A 24,157-nucleotide genomic window follows, 5' to 3' on the forward strand; every position below is an offset into this window, starting at 1 on the left:
CCTGCATCACCGTTCGCGAGGCCGCTTCGGTTCAACGTCCGGCCGAAAAAGTGCGGCGCTTTCAGCGAACGTTCGCCAGGAAGGCGCGCGTACGGGGGCTCCGTGGCTCGTCGAAGACCTCCGCCGGCGCTCCGCTCTCCACGATGACGCCTTCGTCCATGAACACGACCCGGTCGGCGACCTCGCGCGCGAAGCCCATCTCGTGCGTGACGACGACCATCGTCATGCCCTCCCGCGCGAGGTCGCGCATCACGTCGAGGACCTCGCCGACGAGTTCCGGGTCCAGCGCGCTGGTCGGCTCGTCGAACAGGAGCAGGCGGGGGCGCATCGCCATGGCCCGGGCGATGGCGACCCGCTGCTGCTGGCCGCCGGACAGTTCGGCGGGATAGTGCCCGGCCTTGTCCGCCAGGCCGACACGGGCCAGCAGCTCACGCGCCTGCTCCTCGGCCTCCGCCCGGGCCCGCCCCTGGACCCGGATCGGGGCCTCGACGATGTTCTGCAGCGCGGTCATGTGGGAGAAGAGGTTGAACTGCTGGAACACCATGCCGACGCCGGCGCGCTGGCGGGCCACCGCGCGTTCCGGCAGTTCCTCGACGCGGCCGTTGCGGCGGCGGTATCCCATCAGCTCGCCGGAGACGTACAGCCGGCCCGCGTCGATCTTCTCCAGGTGGTTGATACAGCGCAGGAACGTCGTCTTACCCGACCCGGACGGGCCGAGGAGACAGACGACCTCCCCCGGCCGTACCTCCAGGTCGATGCCGCGCAGGACGTGGTGGTCACCGAATTTCTTCCACACCCGCTCCGCGCGGACCAACGGCTCGGTCATCGGGTCGGACCTCCCTCGGTGACGCGCGGAGCGCCGTGGAACGTGAACGCGCGTTTGCCGAACCGGCGTACGGCGCCCGGGGACGACCGTCGCCCGGTACCGCGTCCGAAGTACTTCTCGATCCGGGTCTGGATGAGGGTGAGCACGGTGGTGACGATGAGGTACCAGAGGCTGGCGACGATGAGCAGGGGCATCGTCTGGTACGTCCGGGAGTAGATGAGCTGCGCGCTGTAGAGCAGTTCAGGCATGGCCAGGACGCTGACGAGCGAGGTGGTCTTGAGCATGCCGATCGTCTCGTTGCCGATCGGCGGGATGATGACCCGCATCGCCTGGGGCAGCACGATGCGCCGCATCCTGGTCATCGGGGTCATGCCGAGCGCCGTCGCGGCCTCGATCTGGCCACGCGGCACCGACAGGATGCCGGCGCGTACGATCTCGGCGGTGTAGGCGGCCTGGTTGAGGCCGAGCCCGAGGAGGGCGGCGGTGAGCCGCGAGACGAGGTGGTTGGCGTCGGCGGTGACGAACGCGGGTCCGAACGGGATGCCGACGGAGAGCCGCGGGTACAGCGACGCGAGGTTGTACCAGAAGATGACCTGCACGAGCAGGGGTGTGCCGCGGAAGAACCATACGTAGCCCCACGCGGTACCGGAGAGGATGGGGTTCCGCGACTGCCTCATGATCGCCAGTACGGTGCCGAGCACGATGCCGATGAGCATCGAGAGGACCGTCAGCTCCAGGGTCTGGAGCAGACCGGAGAGGATCTGGGTCGAGGTGAAGTAGTCCCCGACCACGGACCACTGGTAGCGCGGGTTGCGGATCAGGGTGTGGACGAGCATGGCGGCGAGGACGGCCACGATCGCGGCCCCGACCCAGCTCGCGGGCTGCCGCCGCCGTCGGGCGTGGATCTCGTCACCGGGGGCGGGGGCGTCGACCGCCCGCGCCTGCTCCGTGAGGCTCACGGGGTCACCCCTTCTCGGTGGGCGGGTTGACGACGGACTTGGTGAGGGCGGACTTCTGCTGCCCCCACTTGGCGAGGATCTTGGCGTAGGTCCCGTCGGCGATGAGCTTGTTCATCGCGCCGACGAGGGGCTGGGCCAGGCCGGAGCCCTTCTTCATGAACATCGCCTCCAGGCCGGCGCGGATGATCGGCCCGACGGTGACGAGCGCGCCGTGGGACTGTTCGGCCTGGTAGGCGGTGACCGGGTAGTCGGCGAACAGCACCTGCGTACGTCCGCTGCCGAGCGACTGGTTGGCCGATGACTGGTCCGGGAACGCCTGGGTCGTCACGGCCGGCTTGCCGGCCTGCGTGCACTTCTTGTTCTGGTCCTGCGCGTCGGTCAGTTCGAGTGATCCCTGGACGACGGCGACGGTCTTGCCGCACAGGTCGCCGAGGCCGGTGATGGTCTTGGCGTCCTCCTTGCGCACGAGCAGCGACTCGCCGGAGTAGTCCGTCGTGACGAAGTCGAGGACCTTCTCCCGCTCGGGGGTCGGCGCGGCGGAGGAGTTCCCCAGGTCGAACTTGCCGTTCGTCACCGCCGGGATGAGGCTCTGGAAGTTGAGGTTCTGCAGGCGCACCTTCAGGCCGAGCACTCCGGCGGCCGCGTAGACCATGTCGATGTCGACGCCCTGGATGGTCTTGCCGTCCTCGGCGACGAACTCCTTCGGGGCGAGGGTCGCGTCGGTGCCGACGGTGATCTCGCCCTTGGTCTGGATCGCCTGGGGGACGAGCGCGGCCAGCTTCGCGTCCTTGGCGGGGGTGGGGATGCCCTGCATCGGCCCGAGGTCGGCCGCCTTCGCCGATCCGCCGTCCGTCGCGGATCCGTTCCCGCATGCTCCCAGCAGCACCATGAGGGCCGCCGAGGGGAGGACGGCGCGCTGCCATCTCGCCGTGATCTTCATCTCGCTGTCTCCCTGTTGTCGTGTCAGGCGGTCGCCAGGGCGCGGGCCAGCCGGACCGCTCCGTTGACCGGGGGCTCGGTCAGAACGTGGACGCGGCAGCCGGGGACGAGATCGCCGAGCGCCGCGGTGAACGCCGCCTGGAGCGGCGGCTGGTGGACGATCACGCCGCCGGCCGCCACGACGCGGTCGGCGGTCGCTCCCCTGTCGGCGAGGGTGCGGACCAGTTCGGCCAACTCGCGGCCTGCCGACTCGATGACCTGGCGGGCGGCGGCGGACCCGTCGTGGTGGGCGGCGAACACGACGGGCGCGCAGCCGGCCCACCACTCCGGCGTTCCAGTGGTCAGACGCGTCGAGATGCCCGTGGTGTCGGGCAGTTCGAGCGCCTGCAGCAGGTGGCCGATGAGGGGGTCATCGTCCTGCCCGCGGTCGCGCGCCCGCAGTACGGCGCGGGCCGCCTCGCGGACGAGGCCGGCGCCGCCACCGTCGTCGCCGAGGAACCAGCCCCAGCCGCCCGCGTAGAGGGTCTCGCCACCGGCGTTCCGGCCGACCGCGATGGACCCGGTCCCGGCGATGAGGCCGATGCCGGTCGACCGTCCGCTCGCTGGAACGATCAGCTCGGCGTCGTTGACCACCGTGCGCGGGACGCCGACGAGTGGCGCGAGCACCTCCTGGAACCGAGCGCACTGCTCGGCGCTGTCGCACCCGTGGGCCCCGACGGCCAGGGCCCTCAGAGTCGTCCCGTCGCCGAGCGCGCCCTCGAGCAGGTCCGCCAGCCGCTTGGCCCGGACCGGGTAGGAGTACCGGCGCCAGTCCCCGCTCGGCCAGGTCAGGTCGGCGACCGTCTCCCCGGAGAGCGTCTCGGCGCGCAGCCTGGTCTTGGTCGCTCCGACGTCGAAGCCCGCCACCACATCGGTCATGCGGACAACTCGCGCACTGCGTCGATCTTGGTGTCGAGCCGCCGGAAGATCGACTCGTCGATGTCGGCCGACAGCAGCCGGGCCGTCGAGCGCAGCAGCAGTTGCAGTACGACGATCTCCAGGACGGCCCGCCGGCACGCGTTCACCTCGGGCAGCCGGATCACCCGGCCGGCGGACGTGCTGACGTCCCGGTCGGTGATGAATAGGAGCTTGTCCGTACGCTCGGCGAGTTGGTCGATGAGCAGCCCCTCGCGTTCCCGGCCGAGCACGACGTGCGCGGTGTCGCCGGCGCTGTCCATCGGCCCGTGCAGGTAGGAGCGGGTCTCCATGCCCATGGCGGGGTAGCGCACGCCCTCGCGCAGCAGCAGCGCGCCCTCCTCGGCGGCCGTCACCGAGGGCCCCCCGCCGACGACGTCGACGGCGCGAACGCCCACGACCTGTTCGGCGAACGCGTCGACGACCGGCTCCGCCTCTTCCATGACGGCCTCGATCTGGTCGCCGAGACCGGACCAACCGGCGCCGACGGCCCCTTCGGTCCAGCGTTCGACGGCCATGCCGAGCGCCATGACGGTGCCGGTGAAGCCGATGGTGGATACCCCGCTGTCCGGCAGGTCGCCGAATGACAGGACCGCGTCGCAGACGTCGCCGAGCGGGGTGTCCGCGTAGTTGGCGACCCCGGCGCGCGCCTCGCGCTCGACGTCGAGGAGGGTCTGCACGGTCTCCCGGCTGCGTCCGCTCTGGGAGACCCCGACGTACAGGTCGGCCAGGCGGGCGGTCCGCGTCTGCCGGTGCGCCGGGAGCTCGCCGCAGGACGTCCGCTGGGCGACGACGCCGCGGGCGCGCAGCGCGTGGACCGGTGCGGCGAGGGCCGCGTGACTGGCGCCGATCCCGGCGAGCAGCACGCTGCGCGGCGCGCGCCACACGTCGAACGCCCCGGCGGCGAGCCGGTCGGCGACGAACGCGGCCGCCTTGTCGAGCTGGCGGGGCTGGGCGGCGAAGGCCTCCAGGTACGGGATCCGCTCCTGGACGGCATGCTGCCGATCGACCACGTGAAACTCCTTGCTAATAGCACTGACCTGCGAGGAGTTGTAAAAGTAATCTACTTAAATAAGTTGGGTCAAGAGTGTTCCGGGACGGGAACACGGGAGAGGAGAATGTTCGGTGATGCGTACGAGCGCGGAGGCCCCGCTACCCGAGACCGCCAAGGCGGTGCTGGCCAAGGTGGTCGCTCGCGGGCAGGTCACCCGGCCGCAGCTCACGTCCGACCTCGACCTCTCGCATCCCACCATCGGCACCGCGCTCGGCCAGCTCGAGAGCCGCGGCTTCGTCGGCCGGGTGGGCACCACGCAGGGCGCGCTGGGCCGCGCCGCGACCGTCTACGGCCCCGGCCCCGGGCTCGGCTGGATCCTGGGCGTCGACCTCGGCAACACCCACGTCGACGTCCTGGCCCGGTCCCTGGCGGGCGACGACCTCGTGCGCGAGCGGCACACCGTACGCCGGGGCCGCGACCAGGACGTCGCCGCGCACGCCGGGGAGATCGTCCGCGGGATCATGGACGGCCTGGCCACGCGCGACCCGCTGCGCGCCGTCGCGGTCGCCGTCGGAAAGATCATTCCGCCCGGCCTCGACCTGTCCCCCGCCGACCGGGCCGCCCGGCCGATCGAGCGGCTGGCCCGCGATCTCGTCGCCGCCATGCGGCTGCCGGACGGCGTTCCGGTGATCTTCGAGAACAACGTCAACTGCGCCGCGCTCGCCGAGTCGCATCAGGGCGCGGCCCGTGACGTCGACAACTTCGCGTACCTGCAGATCGGCGTGCGGATCGGCCTGGGGATCGTGATGGGCGGCCGGCTCCTGCGCGGCGCGACCGGCGCGGGTGGCGAGGTGTCCTTCCTGCCGTTCCCCTGGGCTCCCGGCATCCACCCGCAGCGGGAGGCGCTGGAACGCCACCTCGGCTCGGACGCGCTGCTCGACCGGGCCCGGCGGGCGGGGGTCGTCCCCGCGCCGGATACCGCCCAGCAGCTGTTCGAGGCGGCCGCCGCCGGTGACGCCGCCGCCCGGGCTCAGGTCGCCGACCACGCCGGCGAGGTCGGCCGCCTCGTCGCCGCCGTCACCGCGATCCTCGATCCGGGCCTCGTCGTGCTCGGCGGCGGCGTCGGGAAGAACCCGCAACTGCTCCCCGGTGTCGGCGCTGCGCTGCGCGACCTCGGCTCGGAGATCGCGGTCACGGTCACCGAACTCGGCGACGACGCGACCCTCGAAGGCGCCGTGCTGCTGACCACCGACTACGCGCTGAGCTCGATGCTGGACGGCTTCCACTCACCCCTGGTCGAGCGCCCCTCGGTCGTCACAGCCTGAGGACCGCGCGCCGGTCCCGAGCCCGGCCGCGCTCCCCGCTCCAGCTCGCGAGCGATCGGTCCGCGAGGTGAACCCGACGGACCACCTCGGTCGCGGCCCGAGCGGCCCGCCGGTGGATCCTCTCCGACCGGCGGTCAGCCCGCGCCGAGTTCGCGGCCGCGGTCGCGGGCGGCCTCGATGGCCTCGATCACGGCGGCGCGCACGCCGTGGCGCTCCAGCTCGCGGATGGCCGAGATCGTCGTCCCGGCGGGCGAGGTGACCGCCTCGCGCAGCATGACCGGGTGGTCGCCGGAGTCGCGCAGCATGATCGCGGCGCCCACCGCCGACTGGATCACCATCTCGAGCGCCGCCGCGCGCGGCATGCCGAGCAGGATGCCCGCGTCGACCATCGCCTCGACGAGGTAGTAGAAGTACGCGGGGCCACTGCCGGACAGGGCGGTGGCGGCGTCCTGCAGCGACTCGGGGATGCGCAGCACCTTGCCGACCGGGCTCATCAGCTCCTCGGTCAGCTTCAGGTGCTCCTCCCCGGCGTGCGTGCCCGCGGAGATCACGCTCATCGCCTCGTCGACGTGGACGGGCGTGTTCGACATGACGCGGACGACCGCGACGCCGTCGGGCAGGCGCTCCTCGATGAACGCGGTCGGGATGCCGGCGGCCATCGAGATGACGAGGCGGCCCGCCGGGACGTGCTCCCGCAGCTCCCGCAGCAGCGTGTCCATGTCCTGCGGTTTGACGGCCAGGACGAGGGTGTCCGCGGTCGCCGCGGCCTCGGCGTTGGTGACGACCTGCACGCCGTACCGCTCGCGCAGCAGCGCGCCGCGTTCCTCGCGGCGCGTCGTGACCAGCAGCTCGGACGGTCGGCGCCCCGCGCGCAGCACTCCGGACAGCAGTGCCTCGCCCATCTTGCCGGCACCCAGAATCGCGATCATCGTCTCCAGCCTCCGTGTCTCCCAGAAGCGTACCGAGCCCCCCGCTCCGCCTGCTCCGTGACCTGCGGACGCGCCGTCTCCGCAAAAAAGTTCCGATCACCCGGAAAGATCACGACTCCTCCGGTGAATCACTTGTGACCGCTGTTGTCGATGAGGATCGAGAGTCCGAATGAGAAGACCCAGAGCGGGTGTGGCGATCACCCTCGCCGGAGTCGTGGCCGCCGGCGTTCCGGCCGCCGCGCACGCCGCGCCCGCCACTCCCGCCCCCACCACCCGGAACACGGCGAAGCCCGCAGCGGCCAAGCTCCCTCCCGGCAGGTCATGGAAGGTGACGCTGCTCACCGGGGACATCGTCCGCGTACGGACCGTCGCGAACCGCCCGCCGCTCGTGTCGGTGGCACCGGGAGCGGGCCGGAAGAACATCCCCTTCGTCAAGGACATCCGGCCGGACGGCACCATCCGGGTGATCCCCCAGGACGTCGTCCGGAAGATCGGGAAGGTCTACGACCCGGCGCTCTTCGACGTCACCACCCTGATCAACGACGGGGACGACGACGCCGCGAGCACCGGCCTGCCGCTGATCGTCAAGAGCGGCGGCAAGGTCAAGACGCTCGCCGCGGGCGGACGGACCCTCCGCAGCATCGGCGCCACCGCGGTCCGCCAGCCCAGGGCGAAGGGGCCCGCCCTGGCCCGCAGCGCGCTGGCCGGGGACGTCCAGCACATCTGGCTCGACCGCAAGGTCCACGCCCAGGCGCTGGACCACAACCTCGACCAGATCGGCGCCCCCACCGCCTGGACGGCCGGCGCCACCGGCAAGGGCGTCAAGGTCGCCGTCCTCGACACCGGCGTCGACGCCACCCACCCCGACCTCAAGGGACGCATCGCCGAGCAGCAGAACTTCAGCGAGAGCGCCGACACCGTCGACCGGTTCGGGCACGGCACGCACGTCGCGGCCACGATCGCCGGGACCGGCGCCGCCGCCCACGGTGAGCGCAAGGGCGTCGCCCCGGACGCCAACCTGCTGATCGGCAAGGTGCTCGGTGACGACGGCTACGGCCGGGACTCCGACCTCATCGCCGGCATGGAATGGGCCGCGCCCAAGGCCAGGATCATCAGCATGAGCCTGGGCGGCAGGGCCGAGGACCCGGCGAACGACCCGATGGCCAAGGCCGTCGAGGAGCTCACGGCGAAGGACAACACCCTGTTCGTCCTCGCCGCCGGCAACAGCGGGCCGTACACCGACAGCGTCGAGACGCCCGGTATCGCCCCCTCGGCGCTGACCGTCGGCGCGGTGGACCGCAACGACAAGGTCGCCGACTTCTCCAGCCGTGGCGGCACGCTGATGAAACCGGAGATCTCCGCCCCGGGTGTCGGCATCGTGGCGGCTCGCGCCGCCGGTACGTCGATGGGGCACATCATCGACGCGCGGTACACCTCCGCGAGCGGCACGTCCATGGCCACCCCGCACGTCGCCGGCGCGGCGGCCGACCTGCTGCAGAAGCACCCGTCCTGGACGCCGGCGCAGCTCAAAGCCGCGTTGGTGACCACGGCGCACGAGGCGTCGGGGACGGTGTACGAGACGGGCGCCGGCCGGTTGGACGTCGGCGCGGCGGTCGGGACGACCGTCCTCGGCGACCGGCCGGGCGTTTCGTTCGGATCGATCCCGCACGGCTCGACCAAGGCCCTCACCCAGCAGCTGAGCTGGACGAACAGCGGATCGTCCGCCGTCACGCTGAAGCTCGCCGCCCGCCTCGCCACCCCGGAGGGGAAGAGCGTGGACGCACTCGGCGTGCCCGCGACGGTGAGCGTCCCGGCCGGCGGATCCGCGTCCGTCACGCTGACGCTCGACCCCGGCCGGCTGTCGACGGCGGGTCGCTACAGCGGCGCGGTCACCGCCACGGCGGACGGTGTCGCCCTTCGCGTCCCGGTCGGCGCGACCGCCGAGCCGGAGACCCACACCCTGACGCTGAAGGCCACGCCGATCCCGGGCACTCCCGATGGGGCGCTCGGCGGCTACATCGAAGTGGTCGACATCGACAACCAGGCTCTGTACGACGGCTGGGCGGACATCCCGGCCGACGGGGTCGCGCGCCTCACCGTGCCGGCCGGTCACTACTCCGTGTTCGGCAGCGTGGGCGACACCACGAAGGGCAAGGAGCGATCCGCGTTCGCCGGAGACCCCGAGGTCACCGTGCAGGGCGACACCACCGTGACGCTCGACGGCTCCCGCGCCGAGCCCGTACGGCTGTCGGCGCCGGGCACGACGGCCGACCCGGACGCCGTCCAGGGCATCATGGTCGAACGCGGCTTCGGCGGCGGGGTCTGGAGCACCGGCGTCATCAGGGTCGGGGGCTCCCCCGCCGTGTACAGCACGCCGGTCGGCGCCGCGCGGACCGGCACCTTCCACGCGTACGTCCTCGGCCGGCTCACCGACGGTGGGAAGACGGTCTACGACATCCTCCACGACCTCGGCAACGGGGTTCCCGCGACGGTGGACTACACCGCCACCGCGAAGGATCTCGCGCGGATCGACGAGCGCTTCGGCGCCCTGGCCGGCGACACCTCCAAGCCGGACGGCGAGAAGCGGTACGGCGTCTCCCCGGCCGGCTTCCTGATGAACGAGGCGTCCAGCGATGTTCCCGCGGGCTCGACGCGGGTCGACTACGTGTCCGGCGAGGCCGGCATTCAGTGGCTCAACGAGGCGTTCCGCACGGACATCGCCGAGTACGGCTGGGTGACGCAGTTGCCGATCCGGCGCTTCGAGGCCGGGCGGACCTACACGAACGACTGGTTCCGCCAGCCGTTCCGGCCCGGCCCGTACTCGGCGACGGAGCCGTCGGCGAGTTCGTGCCAGCCGGGACCGACGACCCGGGCCCGCGGGAACATCCACGTCCAACTGGTCGACCTGCAGGACCTGCCGGACGGCTTCGACTGCCTGCTCGGCGACCCCGTCTGGGAGAGCTCCACGTCGCGCACCATGCGGCTGTACGTGGGCGACAGGCTCGCCGGGACGAGCACGCACTCCTACGGCGACTTCAGCGTTCCGGCGAAGGCGGGCACCTACCGGCTCGGCTACGACGTGGACGTGTCGAAGCTGCTGCCGATGTCGACGAAGACCTCGACGACGTGGACGTTCCGCTCGAAGCCGGGTGAGGAGCGCGTGCCGCTGCTGACGGTGGACTACGCACTGCCGCTGGACGTGCTCAACCACCCGAACGGCGACACCGCGACCTTCACCGTCGCCCGCGTCGCGGGGGCGGCCACCGCCACGGCCACCGGCCTGAAGCTGTGGACCTCCCTCGACGACGGGAAGACCTGGCAGGCCGCCACCGCCACCGCCGCGGGCGGCGAGAGGTACACCGCCAAGCTGCCCACGGCGGCGAAGGACCAGACCGTCTCGCTGCGCGTCCAGGCCACCGACTCCGGCGGCGGCAAGGTCGACCAGACGATCATCCGCGCCTACACCGGAGGCTGATCCCGGCTCCGCGTGACCTCCGTCACAACCGGCGGTCATTGGGAAACCGAAACCCCCCCTTCGGACAAGTACTGAAGGGGCACCCCGGGCCGCCCGGCCCGCAGTACGCGAACCGCCCCGGCCCCACACCTCCCGTGTGTGCGTTATCCCACCCTGGCCGGGGCGGTTCGTCCCTTTCAGCCTCAGGACCGGGAGGCCAGCGACCTCAGGAAGAAGCCGACGTTGGCCGGACGCTCGGCCAGCCGGCGCATGAGGTAGCCGTACCACTCCTGGCCGTAGGGGACGTAGACGCGCACCTGGCCGCCGAGCTCGGTCAGGCGCCGCTGCTCGTTCGGGCGGATGCCGTACAGCATCTGGTACTCGAAGGTGTCCGGGCTCCGCTCGTTGAGCACGGCGAGCGCCCCGGCGATCTCGATGAGCCGGGGATCGTGGGTGGCCAGCATCGGGTAGCCGCGCCCCGCCATCAGCACCCGCATGCACCGCACGTAGGACTTGTCCACGGCATCCTTGCCGGTGAACGCGACCGAGTCGGGGGCGTTGTAGGCGCCCTTGCACAGGCGGACCCGCGATCCTTCGTGGGCGAGGTCGGCACAGTACTCCTCGGCGCGGCGGAGGTAGGCCTGGATGACCGCGCCGGTGTCGGGGAAGTCCTGCCGCAGCTCCTTCAGGATGCGCAGTGTGGAGTCGACCCTGGTGTGGTCCTCCATGTCGAGGGTCACGGTGGTGTTCGCCTGCCGGGCGGCCGCGCAGACGCGCCGGGCGTTCTCCAGCGCCATGCGCTCGCCGTCGTCGAGCAACTGGCCGAGCGCGGTCAGCTTGACCGAGACCTCGGCGCGGGGGCCGTACCCGGCCTCGGCGACCCGCTCCAGGAGCCGTTCGTACTCCGCGGTGATCGCCTTGGCCTGCACGGCCTCGACGGTGTCCTCACCGAGATGGTCGACGGTGACCAGCAGACCATCGCAGATCAGCCGGTCAATGGTGGTGAGGACGTCGGCGGCGGTCTCCCCCGCGACGAACCTGCGAACGACGTTCCTGCTGTACGGCGCGGTCTCGACGATCCGGCGTACGCCACCGCTGCGTGAGGCGGCCAAGAGAGCCTGGCGGAGCAAGGTTCCCCCTCTCCCTGAGGACCACACTGTCCCGATCGCCCATCAGGCTATGCCAGCCTTGACGACCCTGGTCACGATGGATCTCCCTCAGGTTGACCGCGTCAGGGCGTACGGCGGCGGAGGGTCGCGGCGCCCAGCAGCAGGGCGAGGACCGTGCAGCCGGCGATGACCGCGATGTCGCGCCCCAGCGTGCCGGTCAGGCCGGAGTGGCCGGTCAGCTCCCGCATCGCCCCGACGAGGTACGACAGCGGCAGCACGTCGGCGATCCACCGCAGGACCGTGGACATCTGGTCGCGCGGCACGAACAACCCGGCCAGCAGCACCTGCGGCAGGATGAACGCCGGCATGAACTGCACCGCCTGGAACTCCGTACGGGCGAAGGCGCTGGTGAACAGCCCCAGCGCGACGCCGAGCAGGGCCGCGAGGAGGGTCAGGATCACGAGCGTCCACACCGAGCCCCGCAGGTCCAGGCCGAGCCAGGTGAGGGAGATGGTGGCGACGACCGCGACCTGGACGAGCGCGGTGACGCCGAACGCCAGGGCGTAGCCCAGCAGCAGGTCGAGCTTGCCGAGCGGCATCGTCATCAGCCGCTCCAGCGTGCCGCTCGTCCGCTCCCGCAGCGTGGCGACGCTGGTCACGATGAACATCACGACCAGCGGGAAGACGCCGAGCAGCATCGGCCCGAACCGGTCGAACGCCTCGGGCCGGTTCATGACGTACCGCAGCAGGACCATCAGCAGGCTGGGGACGACCACGATCAGTGCCAGCGTGCGGTGGTCGTGCCGGAGCTGGCTCAGGATCCGCCGGGCCGTCGCGAGGGTGACGGTGATGCTCACCGCCGGCCCACCTTCTCTCTCCGCTCGATGATCTTGAGGAACGCCTGCTCCAGGTCGCCGGCGCCGGTCTGGTCGCGCAGCGCTTCGGGCGTGTCGTCGGCGATGATCCGGCCCTCCCGCATGAGCAGCAGCCGCTCGCACCGGGCGGCCTCGTCCATGACATGGCTGGAGACGAGAAGGGTCGTCCCGTGCCCGGCCAGCTCGTGGAACAGCTCCCACAGCTCGCCGCGCAGCACCGGGTCCAGCCCCACCGTCGGCTCGTCCAGGACGACCAGCTCCGGCCGGCCGAGCAGCGCGACCGCGAGGCTCACCCGGTTCAGCTGGCCGCCGGACAGGGCGGCGACGAGCTGGTCGCGGGCGCCGCTGAGGCCGACCTCGCCGACGACCCGGTCGACGTCGCCCTTCGGTGCGCCGAGCACGGCGGCGAAGTAGCGCAGGTTCTCCCGCACGGTGAGGTCGGCGTAGACGGACGCGCGCTGGGTGGCGTAGCCGACGCGGTGGCGCAGCTCGCGGTGGCCGGCCGGGCGGCCGAGCACGGTGACGGTGCCGCCGTGGACGATCTGCACGCCGACGACGGCCCGCATGAGCGTCGTCTTGCCGCAGCCGCTCGGCCCGAGCAGGCCGACGACGGAACCGCGCGGCACGTCGAAGGTCAGATCGTGCAGAACCGGGCGCCCGCCCCGCACGACCCGGAGGTCCCGGGCCTCGATGACAGAATTCATCATGCGTTGAAATTAGGCTCACGTCCCTGAAGTGTCAAGGGCTCCGAGCTTCGTCACCGATCGCTCGCAGGACTTTCGGATCCGCTCGGCGAGCGGGGCATAGTGGCGCTCCCCCGTCGCGTCTACCGACATGACAGGACGAGAGGAGACCCGTGAACCGCGAGGCGCGTCGGCAGTTCACCGAGTTCGTCACGGCGCGGACGCCGAGCCTGCTGCGGCTCGCGTACGTGCTCACCGGCGACCGGCACGCGGCCGAGGACCTGCTGCAGAGCGCACTGACCAAGACCGCGGGCCGATGGGGAAGCGTGCGGGACAGCCCCGAGGCGTACGTGCGCAAGGCGATGTATCACGAGCAGGTGGGTCGCTGGCGCAGCCCACGATGGCGCCGCGAATCCGTCACCGCGAGCGTGCCCGACCGCTCCGTCGCCGACCCGAGCGGGCAGGTCGACCTGCGGCTCGCCCTCGAGCGCGCGCTGCTGGCCCTGCCACCGCGGCGGCGGGCCGCCATCGTCCTGCGGTACTTCGAGGATCTGCCGGAGGCGGAGGTCGCGCAGGTGATGGGCTGCTCGGTCGGCACCGTGCGCAGCCAGACCCACCGCGCGCTGGCCCGGCTGCGGGAGCTGGTGCCCGACTTCGCCGCGCTGGCCGAGGACCGCGCCCCCGAAACGACGAGGAGCTGACATGACCATGAGGCAGGACGAGACTCTGAAGGACACCCTGCACCAGATGGCGGGCCGCGTCGCGGACACCGACCCGGTCGGCGATCGACTGGCCGGGCGCGCCCTACGCGGTGCGGAGCGGCGGCGCACCAGGCGGATCGCCGCGGGAACCACCGCCGGTATCGCCGCGATCGCGCTGGCGTCGATCGCCATCACCGGCGGAGGTCCTGACCGTGCCGAGCCCGAAGCGGTCCGGCCGATGACGGCCGATACCCCCACAGGTCACTCCCGTCTCCCATCGAACACCGCGGCGGAACTCGACGTGGTCCGCGCGTGCATGGTCGACGATCCGAGCGTGCCCGGCATCTCCGCCGATGACGACGGCGTAGGGGACAAGACGGGGGCGGGGACCCACGTCGCCGACTTCCGGGTCCTGGTCACCTACCGGGACTCCCTCGGGCAGGCCGTACTCCTCGGCAGCACCGTCGCGCACCGAACCTGCGCTCTCGACAACCGCGGCCTGCCGACCGCCATCGATCGGATACCGCATCAGACCGCGAACACCTGGCAGCCGTCGCTCTCCTCGTTCACCGGAGTGATCTCCCTGGACGACGACACCCAGGAGCCCGTCCTGCACCGCTCCGACCTGACGCGCGGCGACCTGACCCCCTACGGGGTCCAGGCGGAGGTCGCGGGCCGGGTCCGGCCCGACGTGACCCGCGTGACCTTCGCCCTGCCCGACGGGCGGACCTCCAACGCCGCCGTCTCCCACGGATTCTTCCTGTGGCGGAAGAGGACCGACACGTCGGCTCCGGTACGGGAGGGGTCTCCCGACAAGACGCTGGTCATCCGGGCCTACGACCGCGGCGGCCGGGTGCTGAAGACGGTGCACACCAAGATCAGCGCCACGCTCGCGGACTCCTGATCGCGGGGCGGGCGGATCAGCCCTCGAGGTAATGCTGGAGCGTCGGCGCGAGCAGCGCGACGAGATCGTCCTCGGTCGCCGACGCCATCGGCTCGACCTGCACGATGTACTTCAGCAGCACGACGCCCATCATCTGGGCCGCCGCCGCCGCGAGGTTCAGCGGCGGCAGGTCCAGGGCGTCGGCGACGCGGGTCAGGATCGTCCGGGTGATGAAGTCCCGCAGCAGCGCCGCGCCCTGCTCCGTGGTGGCCGCCGACCGGAAGATGCCGACGAACTGCGGGCGCAGCCGCGGATCCGACCAGATCCGCAGGAAGGTCCGCGCCATCCGCTCACCGATCTGCGACCGCGGGCCCGCCATCACCTGCCCGAGGAACACCGCCGGGTCCACCGGGAACTCCATCGCCGCCGCGAAGAGCTCCTCCTTGGCCCCGAAGAAGTGGTGGACCAGCGCCGGGTCCACCCCCGCCTCGCGGGCGATGGCCCGGATCGAGGCCTTGTCGTAGCCGCGCTCGCCGAACAGCACGCGCGCGGCCGCCAGGATGTCGTCCCGCGACGAGGACGGTCCCGGCCGGCGTCCCGGGCGGCGCGTCGGCGCCGTCATCCGCGGCGCCCCTCGTCACCGATACCGCCGGACGGCTCCAGCGCGGCCCGTACGGGCGACGGGGCCGCCGGCGCGGTCACGAGGGCGTGACCTCGCCCTCGGAGTTCACCTGCCAGTGGCCGGCGGACGCGGCCGCGGCCAGGTGCAGGCGCGCGAACGCCAGCGACTCGGCGAGGTCGCTCTCCCGCTGCTCGCGGTCGGTGGCACGGCGCGTGTTGATCTCGACGACGACCTGGCCGGTGTACCGCTGGGCGGCCAGCCGCTCGAGCATCTGCGCGCACGGCTGGTTGCCCCGGCCCGGGACCAGGTGCTCGTCGCGGTTGACGATGCCGATGCCGTCGGCGAGGTGGATGTGTGCGAGCCGGTCACCGAGGGCGTCCGCCATCGCGAGCGGGTCCGAGCCGGACACGGCGGCGTGCGACAGGTCGACCGTCACGCTGGGATAGGGCAGGTCGACGGGGTTCCAATGCGGGGAGTACATCCCGACCTCGGCCGTGCGCGCCCGTACGGGGAACATGTTCTCCACGGCGAAGACGACGTCGGTCTCCTCCTGCATGCGGGCGAGCCCCTGCTCGAACTCCCGGGCGTACTCACGCTGCCAGCGGAAGGGGGGATGGACCACGACGACGTCGGCGCCGAGCTTCTCGGCGGTGTCCTTGGAGCGCATCAGCTTGCCCCAGGGCTCCCGCCCCCAGACCCGCTGGGTCAGCAGGAGACACGGCGCGTGGATCGACGTGATCGGGATCTGGTGATAGTCGGACAGTCTGCGCAGCACGTCGATGTCCTGGCTCGCCGGATCGGCGGTGACCATGATCTCGATGCCGTCGTACCCGAGGCGCGCGGCGAGGTCGAACGCGGCCGGCGTCTTCTCCGGGTAGACCGACGCCGAGGACAGAACGATGGGCGCGTCGGGGACCTGGAGGACTTCTTCCACAATCGGCAAGCCTATGCGTTCCATCGGCTGGTCCGGCCAGCCGTCCCGGTGCCGGCCGCGACGGTGTGGTATTCCGGGGCGCCGTCCACCGCGGCGGCGTGATCACCGCCGACGCCGTCTACCGTGGAGGCGTGATCGCCCCTGGAGCCATCGCCAGCCCCAACATCTGGAACAGCCCGCAGGTCTATGAGCTGGAGAACCGCGCGGTCGACCCGGACGGCCGGATCGAGCGGGCCATGCGCGAGATCCGGCCGTGGGACGGCGCGGTGGTGCTCGACGTGGGCTGCGGCACCGGCTTCCACCTGCCGGCGTTCGCGCGGACGGCCGCGAAGGTCGTCGGCGTCGAACCGCACGCCGGTCTGGCCGGGCTCGCCCGCCGCCGCGTCGCGGGCGTCCCCGACGTGGCCGTGCGCGTGGGCGCGGCCCAGGCGCTCCCGGTACCCGACGCGTCGGTGGACGTGGTCCACGCCCGCTGGGCGTACTTCTTCGGGCCCGGCTGCGAACCGGGCCTCACGGAGCTGCGCCGGGTCGTGCGACGCGGGGGCGCGGCGTTCGTCATCGACAACGACGCGACGCGGTCGACGTTCGGGGCGTGGTTCCGGCGCTGGCTGCCGTCCTACGACCCCGTCACCGTCGAGCGGTTCTGGTCTCGGCATGGGTTCTCCCGTACGCCACTGGACATTCGCTGGCGTTTCGACGACCGCGCGGACCTCGAGGCCGTACTGAAGATCGAGTTTCCGGCCGAGCTCGCCGCGGAGTTCCTGAGCGAGGTCGAGGGCTGTGAGGTCGACTACGCCGTCAACCTGTGGTGGCGGCGCTACTGACACGTACCCGGATCAGTCACCGGTCACGCGGGACGCGCCGAGCACGGCGAGGACGCGGTCGGCGACGGCCTGCATGCCCTTGGCGTTCGGATGGACGGGCGCGGCCGGGTTCGTGACCAGGATGCCCTCGACCCACCGGTCCGTGGAGCACATGTCATGGCGCTGGGCGGTGCGGTACGCGTCGACGAAGTCCGCATCGCCGCGCCGGGCCTCCTCGGCGAGCATCGTGTTGAGATGCCGCTCGAACCGGTCGAGGAACGGGATGTCGCCGGAGGCGGTGGGGACGTTCGGCCAGCAGCCCGTACGGGCGGGCAGCATCCGGGGATAGCCGACCACCATGACGCGGGCGTGCGGCGCGCGGGTGTGGACGGCCCGCAGGACCGCGGCGACCTTCGGCGCGGTGGCGGAGATCCGTTGGTCCAGGGTCGAGCCGTAGTAGCGCGTGCAGGGCGCGCCGTGCGGACTGGCGAGGCTGAGCGTCGCGCAGGTCAGCACGATCCGGCTGTAGCCGATGTCGTTGCCGCCGATGCCGAGCGTCACCAGGGTGGTGTCGCGGGTCACCGCGTCGAGCTGCGGGATGTTCTTGCCGAACAGGACGGACTGCGCCCGGCTCATGTTCTCCGTCGTGGCGGCACTGCAGCTCACGTCGGTGAACGAGGCGGGCTGCAACATCCGCGCCACCAGCGACGGATAGTTATGGTCGGAGCGCAGGCAGGCGATCGGAGTGCCGTGCCGGTGCGGGATCAACGGCCCCGCCGTGAACGAGTCGCCGAGCGCGACGTAGCGGCCGGCGGCGGCGGCCGCCCGCGCCGAGGCACCGGTGGCGCCGGTGGCGGAGCACGCCCGCTCGGAACCGCCGGCGACGAGCGTCGGAACCAACGCCATGAGTGCCGACCACCTGCGCATCGCGCCCTCCCCCTGCCCCTCTGCCCGCCAGTAAGGACCAGCGGACAGGCCCAGTCAACATACCTGTCCGGAGTCGGCCAGTGACTACTATGTCACCCACCGTCACCGGGGTCACTCTCATTTGTCAGCGGCGGCCCGTACAGTCGCGGGCATGGCGAAGAGCGTGAAGCAGGCGTACCGCTGCGCCGAGTGCGGTTGGCAGGCCTCCAAGTGGGTCGGGCGCTGTGGCGAGTGCCAGGCGTGGGGCACCGTCGACGTGGCGGGCGCGGCGAAACCGGCGCGCGTCGTCACGGCCGGCCCGGTCAGCGTGCCGGCCCGGCCGATCGGCGAGGTCGATGTCCAGGCCGCGCAGACCACCGCCACGGGGTTGGACGAGCTCGACCGCGTGCTCGGCGGCGGTCTGGTGCCGGGGGCGGTGCTGCTGCTGGCCGGCGAGCCCGGCATCGGCAAGTCGACCCTGCTGCTCGAGGTCGCGGCGCTGCACGCCGACCGCGGCACCGCGCTGTACGTGACCGGTGAGGAGTCGGCGGAGCAGGTGCGGCTGCGGGCCGACCGGATCGGCGCGATCGCCGACCGGCTCTACCTCGCCGCCGAGACCGACCTGGCGGCCGTCCTCGGCCAGGTCGACTCCGTCGCCCCGGAGCTGCTGGTGGTCGACTCGATCCAGACGATCGGGTCCGCCGAGGTGGACGGCGCCGCCGGCGGGGTGAGCCAGGTCCGGGAGGTGGCGGCCAACCTGATCCGGGTCGCCAAGGAGCGCGGCATCACCACGGTCGTCGTCGGCCACGTGACCAAGGACGGCTCGATCGCCGGTCCGCGCGTCCTGGAGCACCTCGTGGACGTGGTCCTCTACTTCGAGGGCGACCGGCACAGCCGGCTCCGCATGATCCGCGCGGTGAAGAACCGCTACGGTCCCACCGACGAGCTGGGCTGCTTCGACCTGTCGGAGATGGGGATCATCGGGCTGGCCGATCCCAGCGGCCTGTTCCTGACCCGCCAGGAGAAGCCCGCGCCGGGCACCTGCGTGACGGTGACGCTGGAGGGCCGGCGGCCGCTGGTCGCGGAGGTGCAGTCGCTCGTCGCCCCCTCCCCGCTGGCCAACCCGCGCCGCATGACGTCCGGGCTCGACTCCGCGCGGATCGCGATGATGCTCGCGGTGCTGCAGCGCCGCTGCCGCATCAAGCTGCACGACCGCGACGTGTACGCCGCGACGGTCGGCGGCGTGCGGCTCAGCGAGCCGTCCGTCGACCTGGCCGTGGCGCTCGCCGTCGCGGGCGCGGCCAACGACGCCACCCTGCCTTCCGACCTGGTCGCCTTCGGCGAGGTCGGGCTGGCCGGTGAGGTGCGCGGCGTGCAGGCGGCCAAGCGGCGGCTCTCCGAGGCCGCCCGGCTCGGCTACCGGCGCGCCATCGTGCCCGGCGGGTCACTCGACCCCACATCCGGCCGCGCCGGTGGCACGATCGTGACGGATGAGGGTATGCAAGTGACAGAAGTGGATGACGTGTGGACGGCGATCGGCCTCGCGTTCGCGACGGCGGGAGCGGACGCGTGACCGCCGTACGACCGCCGTCGGGCGAGGGGAGCGGGTCGGCTTTCCGCGTTCACCGATAAACTGACCGCCGTTCAGAGACCTCCGGGGGTCACGTGCCAGCACAAGACAAGGGCAGAGACGAGCGACGCCGCGCAACGCTTGCCGCGGTCGCTCCTGGGACGCAGCTCCGCGACGGGCTGGAACGCATCCTTCGTGGTCACACCGGTGCGTTGATCGTGATGGGCTACGACCGCGTCGTCGCCGGCCTGTGCACGGGCGGTTTCGAGCTCGACGTCGAGTTCTCCTCCACCCGGCTGCGCGAGCTGGCCAAGATGGACGGCGCTATCGTCATCGACGCCCACTGCACCCGCATCGTGCGCGCCGGCGTGCACCTGATGCCGGATCCGACGATCCCGACCGAGGAGTCCGGCACCCGGCACCGCACGGCCGAGCGGGTCGCCCGCCAGACCGGCTACCCGGTGCTGTCGGTCAGCCAGTCGATGCGGATCATCGCCCTCTACCTCGACGGCCAGCGCTACGTCCTGGAGGACTCGGCGGCCATCCTGTCCCGCGCCAACCAGGCCCTCGCCACCCTCGAGCGCTACAAGCTGCGGCTCGACGAGGTCTCCGGCACCCTGTCGGCGCTGGAGATCGAGGATCTCGTCACCGCGCGCGACGTCAGCGCGGTCGTGCAGCGCCTGGAGATGGTGCGCCGCATCGCCGACGAGATCAACGGCTACGTCGTCGAGCTCGGCACCGACGGGCGACTGCTGTCCCTGCAGCTCGACGAGCTGGTCTCCGGCGTCGACATCGACCGTGAGCTGATCGTCCGCGACTACCAGCCGGAGGATCACACCCGCTCGGTCGACGAGGTCCTCGCCGCGCTGAACCAGCTGTCGGCCTCCGAGCTCCTCGACCTGGCCACCGTGGCGGACGTCCTCGACTTCGGCGGCAACGACCCGCTGGACACGCCGGTCAGCCCGAAGGGCTACCGGCTGCTCGCCAAGGTCCCCCGCCTGCCGTCCCTGCTGATGGAGCGCCTCGTCGAGCACTTCGGCGGCCTGCAGAAGCTCCTCGCCGCCAGCATCGACGACCTGCAGTCGGTCGGCGGGGTCGGCGAGTCCCGCGCCCGCAGCGTCCGCGAGGGCCTGTCCCGCCTGGCCGAGTCCTCCATCCTCGAACGCTACGTCTGACGCGACCGGTCCACCCGGCGGCCCGGCGCGGGCGAAACCGGCCGCCCCGTGTGGAGCGCCGCCCGCGGAACCCACGCGCAGGGCCGCAGCCCTCCTGGCTGCGGCCCTGCGTTCGAAACGTGCGTTCCAGAGAGGATCGCCGGGATCAGTCCTTGAAGACGTCCTTGACCTTCTCGCCCGCCTGCTTGGCGTCACCCTTGACCTGGTCGGCCTTGCCCTCGGCTTCCATCTCCTCGTTTCCGGTGACCTTGCCGACCGTTTCCTTCGCCTTACCCTTGATCTTGTCGCCGGTGTTGGCGGCCTTGTCCTGAGCGCTCATATCGACTCCCCTTCCGCTATGGATCGCTGTAGCCCGCCCCTACCCGTCCTGGCGCCAAGGATGCCGATCCCGGATGGTCAAGACGACCCTGCCTCGAATCCAGACGGAATCGTGTCGGTCGGCGCGGGCGGCGTGCCCCTTTCACCCCCCGAAAAAGAGAACTGGTCCCACGGCCGAGGCCGCAGGACCAGACGCTTGGCAGCGGGACCGGTCGCCGAACCGGTCCGCCGAGTGGCATCGCGCCTCCTGGCTACCAACGGGGCCGACGACCGGTTCCGACGATGACGGCACCGCAGACGGCGCAGATGAGGCCGAAGATGATGACGCTGCCGACCCTGCCGTCACAGGCACCGTAGACGCAGCCGAGGAGGCCACCGGTCCCGGCACCGTAGGCGGTTCTGCCGTGGCCGAGGAGGTAGCCCACGGCGGAAGAGACGACGACGAGGAAGAAGGCCACGGCGACCATTGCCACGACGCTGATCATGAGGATCTCCGTTGTCATCCGGTCCGCGCGCTATGACGCGCGGACGATCGAATCCTGACTGCCGCCCGCCGTACGCGGACTGCAGTGGCTACTGTGCCGCGGCACGACCGCCACGCCACCACCGCGCACCGGCGTCACCGCTGCGGGCGCGAGCGGGCATGGGTCGGGGTGCCGGGGCCGACTGTCGTACGCCGAAAAAGGAACTGGTCCCGCGGCCGAGGCCGCAGGACCAGACGCTTGCGAGCGAGACCGGCCGTCAGGCCGGTCCGCCGAGTGAAAGACGCCGTCACCGGCGCGAGTAGAAGCACCGGCGGATGTACCAGTCGTGGCACCAGCGGAGGCACTCGCAGGAGCACCAGACGACGGAGAAGCCGATGGCGACGCCGATCCCGCCGAGCCAGAAGACGCTGATGATGCCGCCGTCGTGATTGCCGATGAAGCCGCCGCCGAAGCCGCCGCCGAAGGTGGCGATGCCGTAGGCGACGCCCATGAGGCCTTCGAAGCTGTAGCCGATGATGAACGCGACGACGGCCGCGAGGACGGCGATGCCGAGGATCATGTGCATGAGGACTCTCCGCTGTCATCTGGTCCGCGCGCTCTGACGCGCGAACGACGGTTTCTAGATTGCAACCCGCGGTACGCGGGCTTTTGTGGTTACTGTGCTGCGACACGACTGCCGCGCCACCACTCACACCGACGTCACCGCATCGGACGCCGGGCGGACGCGGGCAGTGCCGACTACGGTGGCGTCGGAGCATTCGATTCGGACTCGCTGGGCGACGGCACCGTCTGTCATCCGGTTCTAGCGCAGGCGGAAGACCTGGCTCTGTGTGCGGACGCCGCCGCTCTTGGCGGTGACGACGTACGTCCCCGGGCGGGCGCGGGAGTCGCCGCCGCAGCGCGTTCTGTCCCAGTCGACGTCCGCGATGTACGGCACCCCGCGCCGTAGGAGCCGAAGATCGGACGCGGGTCCGGCGGCGCACCGGTCGGACGACCAGATCGAGTCCGAGCCGGAGGTGATCCGCAGCCGCAGCGCCTTGGCGCCCACGTCGAACGTGCAGGCCCGGCGGCCGGTGTTCACCACGCTGATCCGGAACCTCGGGTGTTCCCTGTCCTGGTAGACGTCCTTGCTCGGCGTGAGCCCGACGACCACGTCCTTGTCGTCACAGGGATCCCCGCCGCGCGGCTTCGCGGCGGGCAGGCCGGGCGTCACGGTGACCGTCACCGTGGCCGCCGGAGTCGCCGGCGTCACCGTCGGCGTCGCCACCGGGGTCACGGTGACCCGCAGCGGCGTCACCGAGGCCGCCGCGTTGCGCACCTGGGCCGTCGACTTCTTGTGATCGGGACCCGAGCAGGCCCACGCCATCAGGCCGATGGCGGTGATCCCCCCGGCCAGGACGTAGACCCGGCGGCGCCAGTAGGCGTCCGCCTCCCCCAGGTCCCCCTGCGTATCGGAGTCCATACTCTAAGTATCCTTTTTTGATCAGTGCGTGCTATCGCGACCCGCCGTGTCAGGATCGAACTCACCATGCACCGACCTACCTACGCCGAACCCATTCTCAGCTGGTACGCCGAACACGCGCGGGATCTGCCCTGGCGGCGGCCGGACGCCTCCCCCTGGGCGGTCCTGGTCAGCGAGATCATGCTGCAGCAGACGCCGGTCTCCCGGGTCCTGCCCACGTACGAGGCGTGGCTGACCCGCTGGCCCACGCCCGCCGCACTGGCCGCGGAGCCGCCGGGCGAGGCCGTCCGCGCCTGGGGACGGCTCGGCTACCCGCGGCGCGCGCTCAACCTCCACGCGAGCGCCCGCGCGATCGTCGAGCGGCACGACGGGCAGGTGCCGTCCGCGTACGACGACCTGCGCGCGCTGCCGGGCGTGGGCGCGTACACGGCCGCGGCGGTGGCGAGTTTCGCCTACCGGCAGCGGCACGCGGTGCTGGACACCAACGTGCGCCGGGTGCTGGCCCGAATGGTCACCGGCGTCGAGTACCCGCCGAAGACCCAGACGGCCGGCGAGGTCCGCCTCGCCGAGTCGCTGCTGCCGCCGGACGCGGAGACGGCCGCGACCTGGGGTGTGGCGGTGATGGAACTGGGGGCGCTCGTGTGCACGGCCCGGACTCCGCGCTGCGCCGACTGCCCGGTGATCGCCTCCTGCGCGTGGCGGCTGGCGGGCAAACCCCCGTACGACGGCCCCGCCCGGAAGGGCCAGACGTACGCCGGGACGGACCGCCAGTGCCGGGGCCGTCTCCTCGCCGTTCTGCGGCACGCCAGCGGCCCCGTGGAGCGCGCGGCGTTGGATGACGCGTGGGACGACGTACGGCAGCGTGAGCGCGCCCTCGCGTCGCTCATCGAGGACGGCCTCATCGACCCCCTGGACGACGGCCGCTTCACCCTCCCCCGCTGACCTCTCAAAGCAGTGGTGCTCGGCCCGGCAGAGCCGGGGCGCGTACGCCCCGGCTCTCGACCCTCGATCAGACCGTGTCGGCCTCGGGCTGATGCGCTCCTTGGATGGCCTCGATGAGGGCTGGGACCATGGCGTCGTCGAGTTCGACGACGAGCAGTTCGTCCTCGCCGAACCGCACGGAAGTGATCTCCTCGTCCGCGTGCCGGACGACCCGCAGTGCCGTGTCCTCGGGGACATGGGCGCACGTCGAGACGTACACGCCCTCGACCTTCATCTGCACGGGTGACCTCCTGTGATCGGATTTTCCAT

25 protein-coding genes are annotated in these 24,157 nt (G+C 71.6%); 8 read left to right on the forward strand and 17 right to left on the reverse strand.

What is annotated here, in order from left to right; all coding sequences use genetic code 11:
• Positions 1–61 precede the first annotated feature (61 nt).
• From AB0K82_RS21570 to AB0K82_RS21590, 5 genes are read right to left on the reverse strand one after another with little or no spacing between them, the layout of a single operon-like run.
• Positions 62–826, reverse strand: coding sequence for an amino acid ABC transporter ATP-binding protein (locus tag AB0K82_RS21570; protein WP_364399345.1), 765 nt, complete (start codon positions 824–826; stop codon positions 62–64).
• The gene (locus tag AB0K82_RS21575; RefSeq protein ID WP_364399346.1) at positions 823–1,785 is read right to left on the reverse strand and encodes an amino acid ABC transporter permease; all 963 of its coding nucleotides are present in this window, start codon (positions 1,783–1,785) and stop codon (positions 823–825) included. Before AB0K82_RS21575 ends, AB0K82_RS21570 begins: the two co-directional genes overlap by 4 nt.
• Positions 1,786–1,789: 4 nt before the next feature.
• Positions 1,790–2,725 carry an ABC transporter substrate-binding protein gene (locus AB0K82_RS21580; protein WP_364399347.1) on the reverse strand — a complete coding sequence of 312 codons (936 nt, stop codon included), beginning with the start codon at positions 2,723–2,725 and terminating at the stop codon, positions 1,790–1,792.
• A gap of 23 nt (positions 2,726–2,748) precedes the next feature.
• Positions 2,749–3,642 carry a BadF/BadG/BcrA/BcrD ATPase family protein gene (locus AB0K82_RS21585; protein WP_364399348.1) on the reverse strand — a complete coding sequence of 298 codons (894 nt, stop codon included), beginning with the start codon at positions 3,640–3,642 and terminating at the stop codon, positions 2,749–2,751.
• The gene (locus AB0K82_RS21590; RefSeq protein ID WP_364399349.1) at positions 3,639–4,691 is read right to left on the reverse strand and encodes a hypothetical protein; all 1,053 of its coding nucleotides are present in this window, start codon (positions 4,689–4,691) and stop codon (positions 3,639–3,641) included. Before AB0K82_RS21590 ends, AB0K82_RS21585 begins: the two co-directional genes overlap by 4 nt.
• Before the next feature lie 115 nt (positions 4,692–4,806).
• Between AB0K82_RS21590 and AB0K82_RS21595 the strand changes: the two genes are divergently transcribed.
• On the forward strand, positions 4,807–5,997 hold the full coding sequence (locus AB0K82_RS21595) for an ROK family protein (protein ID WP_364399350.1): 1,191 nt from the start codon (positions 4,807–4,809) through the stop codon (positions 5,995–5,997).
• Between the two features lie 134 nt (positions 5,998–6,131).
• Here the strand turns inward: AB0K82_RS21595 and proC are convergent, their stop codons facing one another.
• Complete coding sequence (gene proC, locus AB0K82_RS21600) at positions 6,132–6,926, reverse strand: pyrroline-5-carboxylate reductase (protein ID WP_364399351.1); 795 nt, start codon at positions 6,924–6,926, stop codon at positions 6,132–6,134.
• Positions 6,927–7,095: 169 nt separating this feature from the next.
• Between proC and AB0K82_RS21605 the strand changes: the two genes are divergently transcribed.
• Positions 7,096–10,401, forward strand: coding sequence for a S8 family serine peptidase (locus AB0K82_RS21605; protein ID WP_364399352.1), 3,306 nt, complete (start codon positions 7,096–7,098; stop codon positions 10,399–10,401).
• A 182-nt stretch (positions 10,402–10,583) separates the two neighbouring features.
• On the opposite strand, the gene AB0K82_RS21610 is transcribed toward AB0K82_RS21605, so the two are convergent.
• The 3 genes from AB0K82_RS21610 to AB0K82_RS21620 all read right to left on the reverse strand — a co-directional run bounded on the left by AB0K82_RS21610 (position 10,584) and on the right by AB0K82_RS21620 (position 13,071).
• Positions 10,584–11,510, reverse strand: coding sequence for a proline dehydrogenase family protein (locus AB0K82_RS21610; RefSeq protein WP_364399353.1), 927 nt, complete (start codon positions 11,508–11,510; stop codon positions 10,584–10,586).
• A gap of 101 nt (positions 11,511–11,611) precedes the next feature.
• Positions 11,612–12,346 (reverse strand): ABC transporter permease, encoded by a 735-nt coding sequence (locus AB0K82_RS21615; protein ID WP_364399354.1) that lies wholly within the window; start codon positions 12,344–12,346, stop codon positions 11,612–11,614.
• Complete coding sequence (locus AB0K82_RS21620) at positions 12,343–13,071, reverse strand: ABC transporter ATP-binding protein (RefSeq protein ID WP_364399355.1); 729 nt, start codon at positions 13,069–13,071, stop codon at positions 12,343–12,345. The genes AB0K82_RS21615 and AB0K82_RS21620 overlap by 4 nt, the downstream gene beginning before the upstream one ends.
• A 149-nt stretch (positions 13,072–13,220) precedes the next feature.
• Between AB0K82_RS21620 and AB0K82_RS21625 the strand changes: the two genes are divergently transcribed.
• Both AB0K82_RS21625 and AB0K82_RS21630 read left to right on the forward strand, forming a co-directional pair.
• Complete coding sequence (locus tag AB0K82_RS21625; protein WP_364399357.1) at positions 13,221–13,748, forward strand: SigE family RNA polymerase sigma factor; 528 nt, start codon at positions 13,221–13,223, stop codon at positions 13,746–13,748.
• A 1-nt stretch (position 13,749) separates the two neighbouring features.
• Complete coding sequence (locus AB0K82_RS21630) at positions 13,750–14,652, forward strand: hypothetical protein (protein ID WP_364399358.1); 903 nt, start codon at positions 13,750–13,752, stop codon at positions 14,650–14,652.
• A gap of 16 nt (positions 14,653–14,668) precedes the next feature.
• Here the strand turns inward: AB0K82_RS21630 and AB0K82_RS21635 are convergent, their stop codons facing one another.
• Positions 14,669–15,253 carry a TetR family transcriptional regulator gene (locus AB0K82_RS21635; RefSeq protein ID WP_364399360.1) on the reverse strand — a complete coding sequence of 195 codons (585 nt, stop codon included), beginning with the start codon at positions 15,251–15,253 and terminating at the stop codon, positions 14,669–14,671.
• 76 nt (positions 15,254–15,329) lie between these two features.
• On the reverse strand, positions 15,330–16,187 hold the full coding sequence (locus AB0K82_RS21640; RefSeq protein ID WP_364399362.1) for a sugar phosphate isomerase/epimerase: 858 nt from the start codon (positions 16,185–16,187) through the stop codon (positions 15,330–15,332).
• Between the two features lie 236 nt (positions 16,188–16,423).
• Between AB0K82_RS21640 and AB0K82_RS21645 the strand changes: the two genes are divergently transcribed.
• The gene (locus tag AB0K82_RS21645; protein ID WP_364399437.1) at positions 16,424–17,011 is read left to right on the forward strand and encodes a class I SAM-dependent methyltransferase; all 588 of its coding nucleotides are present in this window, start codon (positions 16,424–16,426) and stop codon (positions 17,009–17,011) included.
• Positions 17,012–17,023: 12 nt separating this feature from the next.
• Here the strand turns inward: AB0K82_RS21645 and AB0K82_RS21650 are convergent, their stop codons facing one another.
• Complete coding sequence (locus AB0K82_RS21650; protein WP_364399364.1) at positions 17,024–17,896, reverse strand: SGNH/GDSL hydrolase family protein; 873 nt, start codon at positions 17,894–17,896, stop codon at positions 17,024–17,026.
• 172 nt (positions 17,897–18,068) lie between these two features.
• On the opposite strand from AB0K82_RS21650, the gene radA reads away from it, so the two are divergent.
• Both radA and disA read left to right on the forward strand, forming a co-directional pair.
• Positions 18,069–19,469, forward strand: coding sequence for a DNA repair protein RadA (radA, locus tag AB0K82_RS21655; protein ID WP_364399366.1), 1,401 nt, complete (start codon positions 18,069–18,071; stop codon positions 19,467–19,469).
• 92 nt (positions 19,470–19,561) lie between these two features.
• Complete coding sequence (gene disA / locus AB0K82_RS21660; RefSeq protein ID WP_364399368.1) at positions 19,562–20,641, forward strand: DNA integrity scanning diadenylate cyclase DisA; 1,080 nt, start codon at positions 19,562–19,564, stop codon at positions 20,639–20,641.
• Positions 20,642–20,786: 145 nt separating this feature from the next.
• Here disA and AB0K82_RS21665 read toward each other — a convergent pair whose 3' ends face one another.
• The 4 genes from AB0K82_RS21665 to AB0K82_RS21680 form a co-directional block, all read right to left on the reverse strand.
• Positions 20,787–20,960, reverse strand: a complete 174-nt coding sequence (locus AB0K82_RS21665; protein WP_364399369.1) for a CsbD family protein — start codon at positions 20,958–20,960, stop codon at positions 20,787–20,789.
• 250 nt (positions 20,961–21,210) lie between these two features.
• Positions 21,211–21,444 carry a hypothetical protein gene (locus tag AB0K82_RS21670; protein WP_364399370.1) on the reverse strand — a complete coding sequence of 78 codons (234 nt, stop codon included), beginning with the start codon at positions 21,442–21,444 and terminating at the stop codon, positions 21,211–21,213.
• Positions 21,445–21,730: 286 nt separating this feature from the next.
• The gene (locus AB0K82_RS21675; RefSeq protein WP_364399372.1) at positions 21,731–22,009 is read right to left on the reverse strand and encodes a hypothetical protein; all 279 of its coding nucleotides are present in this window, start codon (positions 22,007–22,009) and stop codon (positions 21,731–21,733) included.
• Between the two features lie 237 nt (positions 22,010–22,246).
• Positions 22,247–22,906: a hypothetical protein gene (locus AB0K82_RS21680; protein WP_364399374.1), complete on the reverse strand. Its 660-nt coding sequence runs from the start codon at positions 22,904–22,906 to the stop codon at positions 22,247–22,249.
• A gap of 66 nt (positions 22,907–22,972) precedes the next feature.
• On the opposite strand from AB0K82_RS21680, the gene AB0K82_RS21685 reads away from it, so the two are divergent.
• Positions 22,973–23,848, forward strand: a complete 876-nt coding sequence (locus AB0K82_RS21685) for an A/G-specific adenine glycosylase (protein ID WP_364399375.1) — start codon at positions 22,973–22,975, stop codon at positions 23,846–23,848.
• 67 nt (positions 23,849–23,915) lie between these two features.
• Here AB0K82_RS21685 and AB0K82_RS21690 read toward each other — a convergent pair whose 3' ends face one another.
• On the reverse strand, positions 23,916–24,128 hold the full coding sequence (locus tag AB0K82_RS21690; protein WP_364399377.1) for a hypothetical protein: 213 nt from the start codon (positions 24,126–24,128) through the stop codon (positions 23,916–23,918).
• Positions 24,129–24,157: the final 29 nt, after the last annotated feature.

The organism is Actinoallomurus sp. NPDC052274, assembly GCF_040679475.1.
Classification (GTDB): Bacteria; Actinomycetota; Actinomycetes; order Streptosporangiales; family Streptosporangiaceae; genus Actinoallomurus; species Actinoallomurus liliacearum.

Coding starts and splice junctions, on each gene's coding strand:
- AB0K82_RS21570 (WP_364399345.1), bottom strand. CDS start 826: ATGACCGAGCCGTTGGTCCGCGCGGAGCGGGTGTGGAAGAAATTCGGT.
- AB0K82_RS21580 (WP_364399347.1), bottom strand. CDS start 2,725: ATGAAGATCACGGCGAGATGGCAGCGCGCCGTCCTCCCCTCGGCGGCC.
- AB0K82_RS21585 (WP_364399348.1), bottom strand. CDS start 3,642: ATGACCGATGTGGTGGCGGGCTTCGACGTCGGAGCGACCAAGACCAGG.
- AB0K82_RS21595 (WP_364399350.1), top strand. CDS start 4,807: ATGCGTACGAGCGCGGAGGCCCCGCTACCCGAGACCGCCAAGGCGGTG.
- proC (WP_364399351.1), bottom strand. CDS start 6,926: ATGATCGCGATTCTGGGTGCCGGCAAGATGGGCGAGGCACTGCTGTCC.
- AB0K82_RS21605 (WP_364399352.1), top strand. CDS start 7,096: ATGAGAAGACCCAGAGCGGGTGTGGCGATCACCCTCGCCGGAGTCGTG.
- AB0K82_RS21620 (WP_364399355.1), bottom strand. CDS start 13,071: ATGATGAATTCTGTCATCGAGGCCCGGGACCTCCGGGTCGTGCGGGGC.
- AB0K82_RS21630 (WP_364399358.1), top strand. CDS start 13,750: ATGACCATGAGGCAGGACGAGACTCTGAAGGACACCCTGCACCAGATG.
- AB0K82_RS21635 (WP_364399360.1), bottom strand. CDS start 15,253: ATGACGGCGCCGACGCGCCGCCCGGGACGCCGGCCGGGACCGTCCTCG.
- AB0K82_RS21645 (WP_364399437.1), top strand. CDS start 16,424: ATGCGCGAGATCCGGCCGTGGGACGGCGCGGTGGTGCTCGACGTGGGC.
- AB0K82_RS21650 (WP_364399364.1), bottom strand. CDS start 17,896: ATGGCGTTGGTTCCGACGCTCGTCGCCGGCGGTTCCGAGCGGGCGTGC.
- radA (WP_364399366.1), top strand. CDS start 18,069: ATGGCGAAGAGCGTGAAGCAGGCGTACCGCTGCGCCGAGTGCGGTTGG.
- AB0K82_RS21665 (WP_364399369.1), bottom strand. CDS start 20,960: ATGAGCGCTCAGGACAAGGCCGCCAACACCGGCGACAAGATCAAGGGT.
- AB0K82_RS21670 (WP_364399370.1), bottom strand. CDS start 21,444: ATGATCAGCGTCGTGGCAATGGTCGCCGTGGCCTTCTTCCTCGTCGTC.
- AB0K82_RS21675 (WP_364399372.1), bottom strand. CDS start 22,009: ATGCACATGATCCTCGGCATCGCCGTCCTCGCGGCCGTCGTCGCGTTC.
- AB0K82_RS21680 (WP_364399374.1), bottom strand. CDS start 22,906: ATGGACTCCGATACGCAGGGGGACCTGGGGGAGGCGGACGCCTACTGG.
- AB0K82_RS21685 (WP_364399375.1), top strand. CDS start 22,973: ATGCACCGACCTACCTACGCCGAACCCATTCTCAGCTGGTACGCCGAA.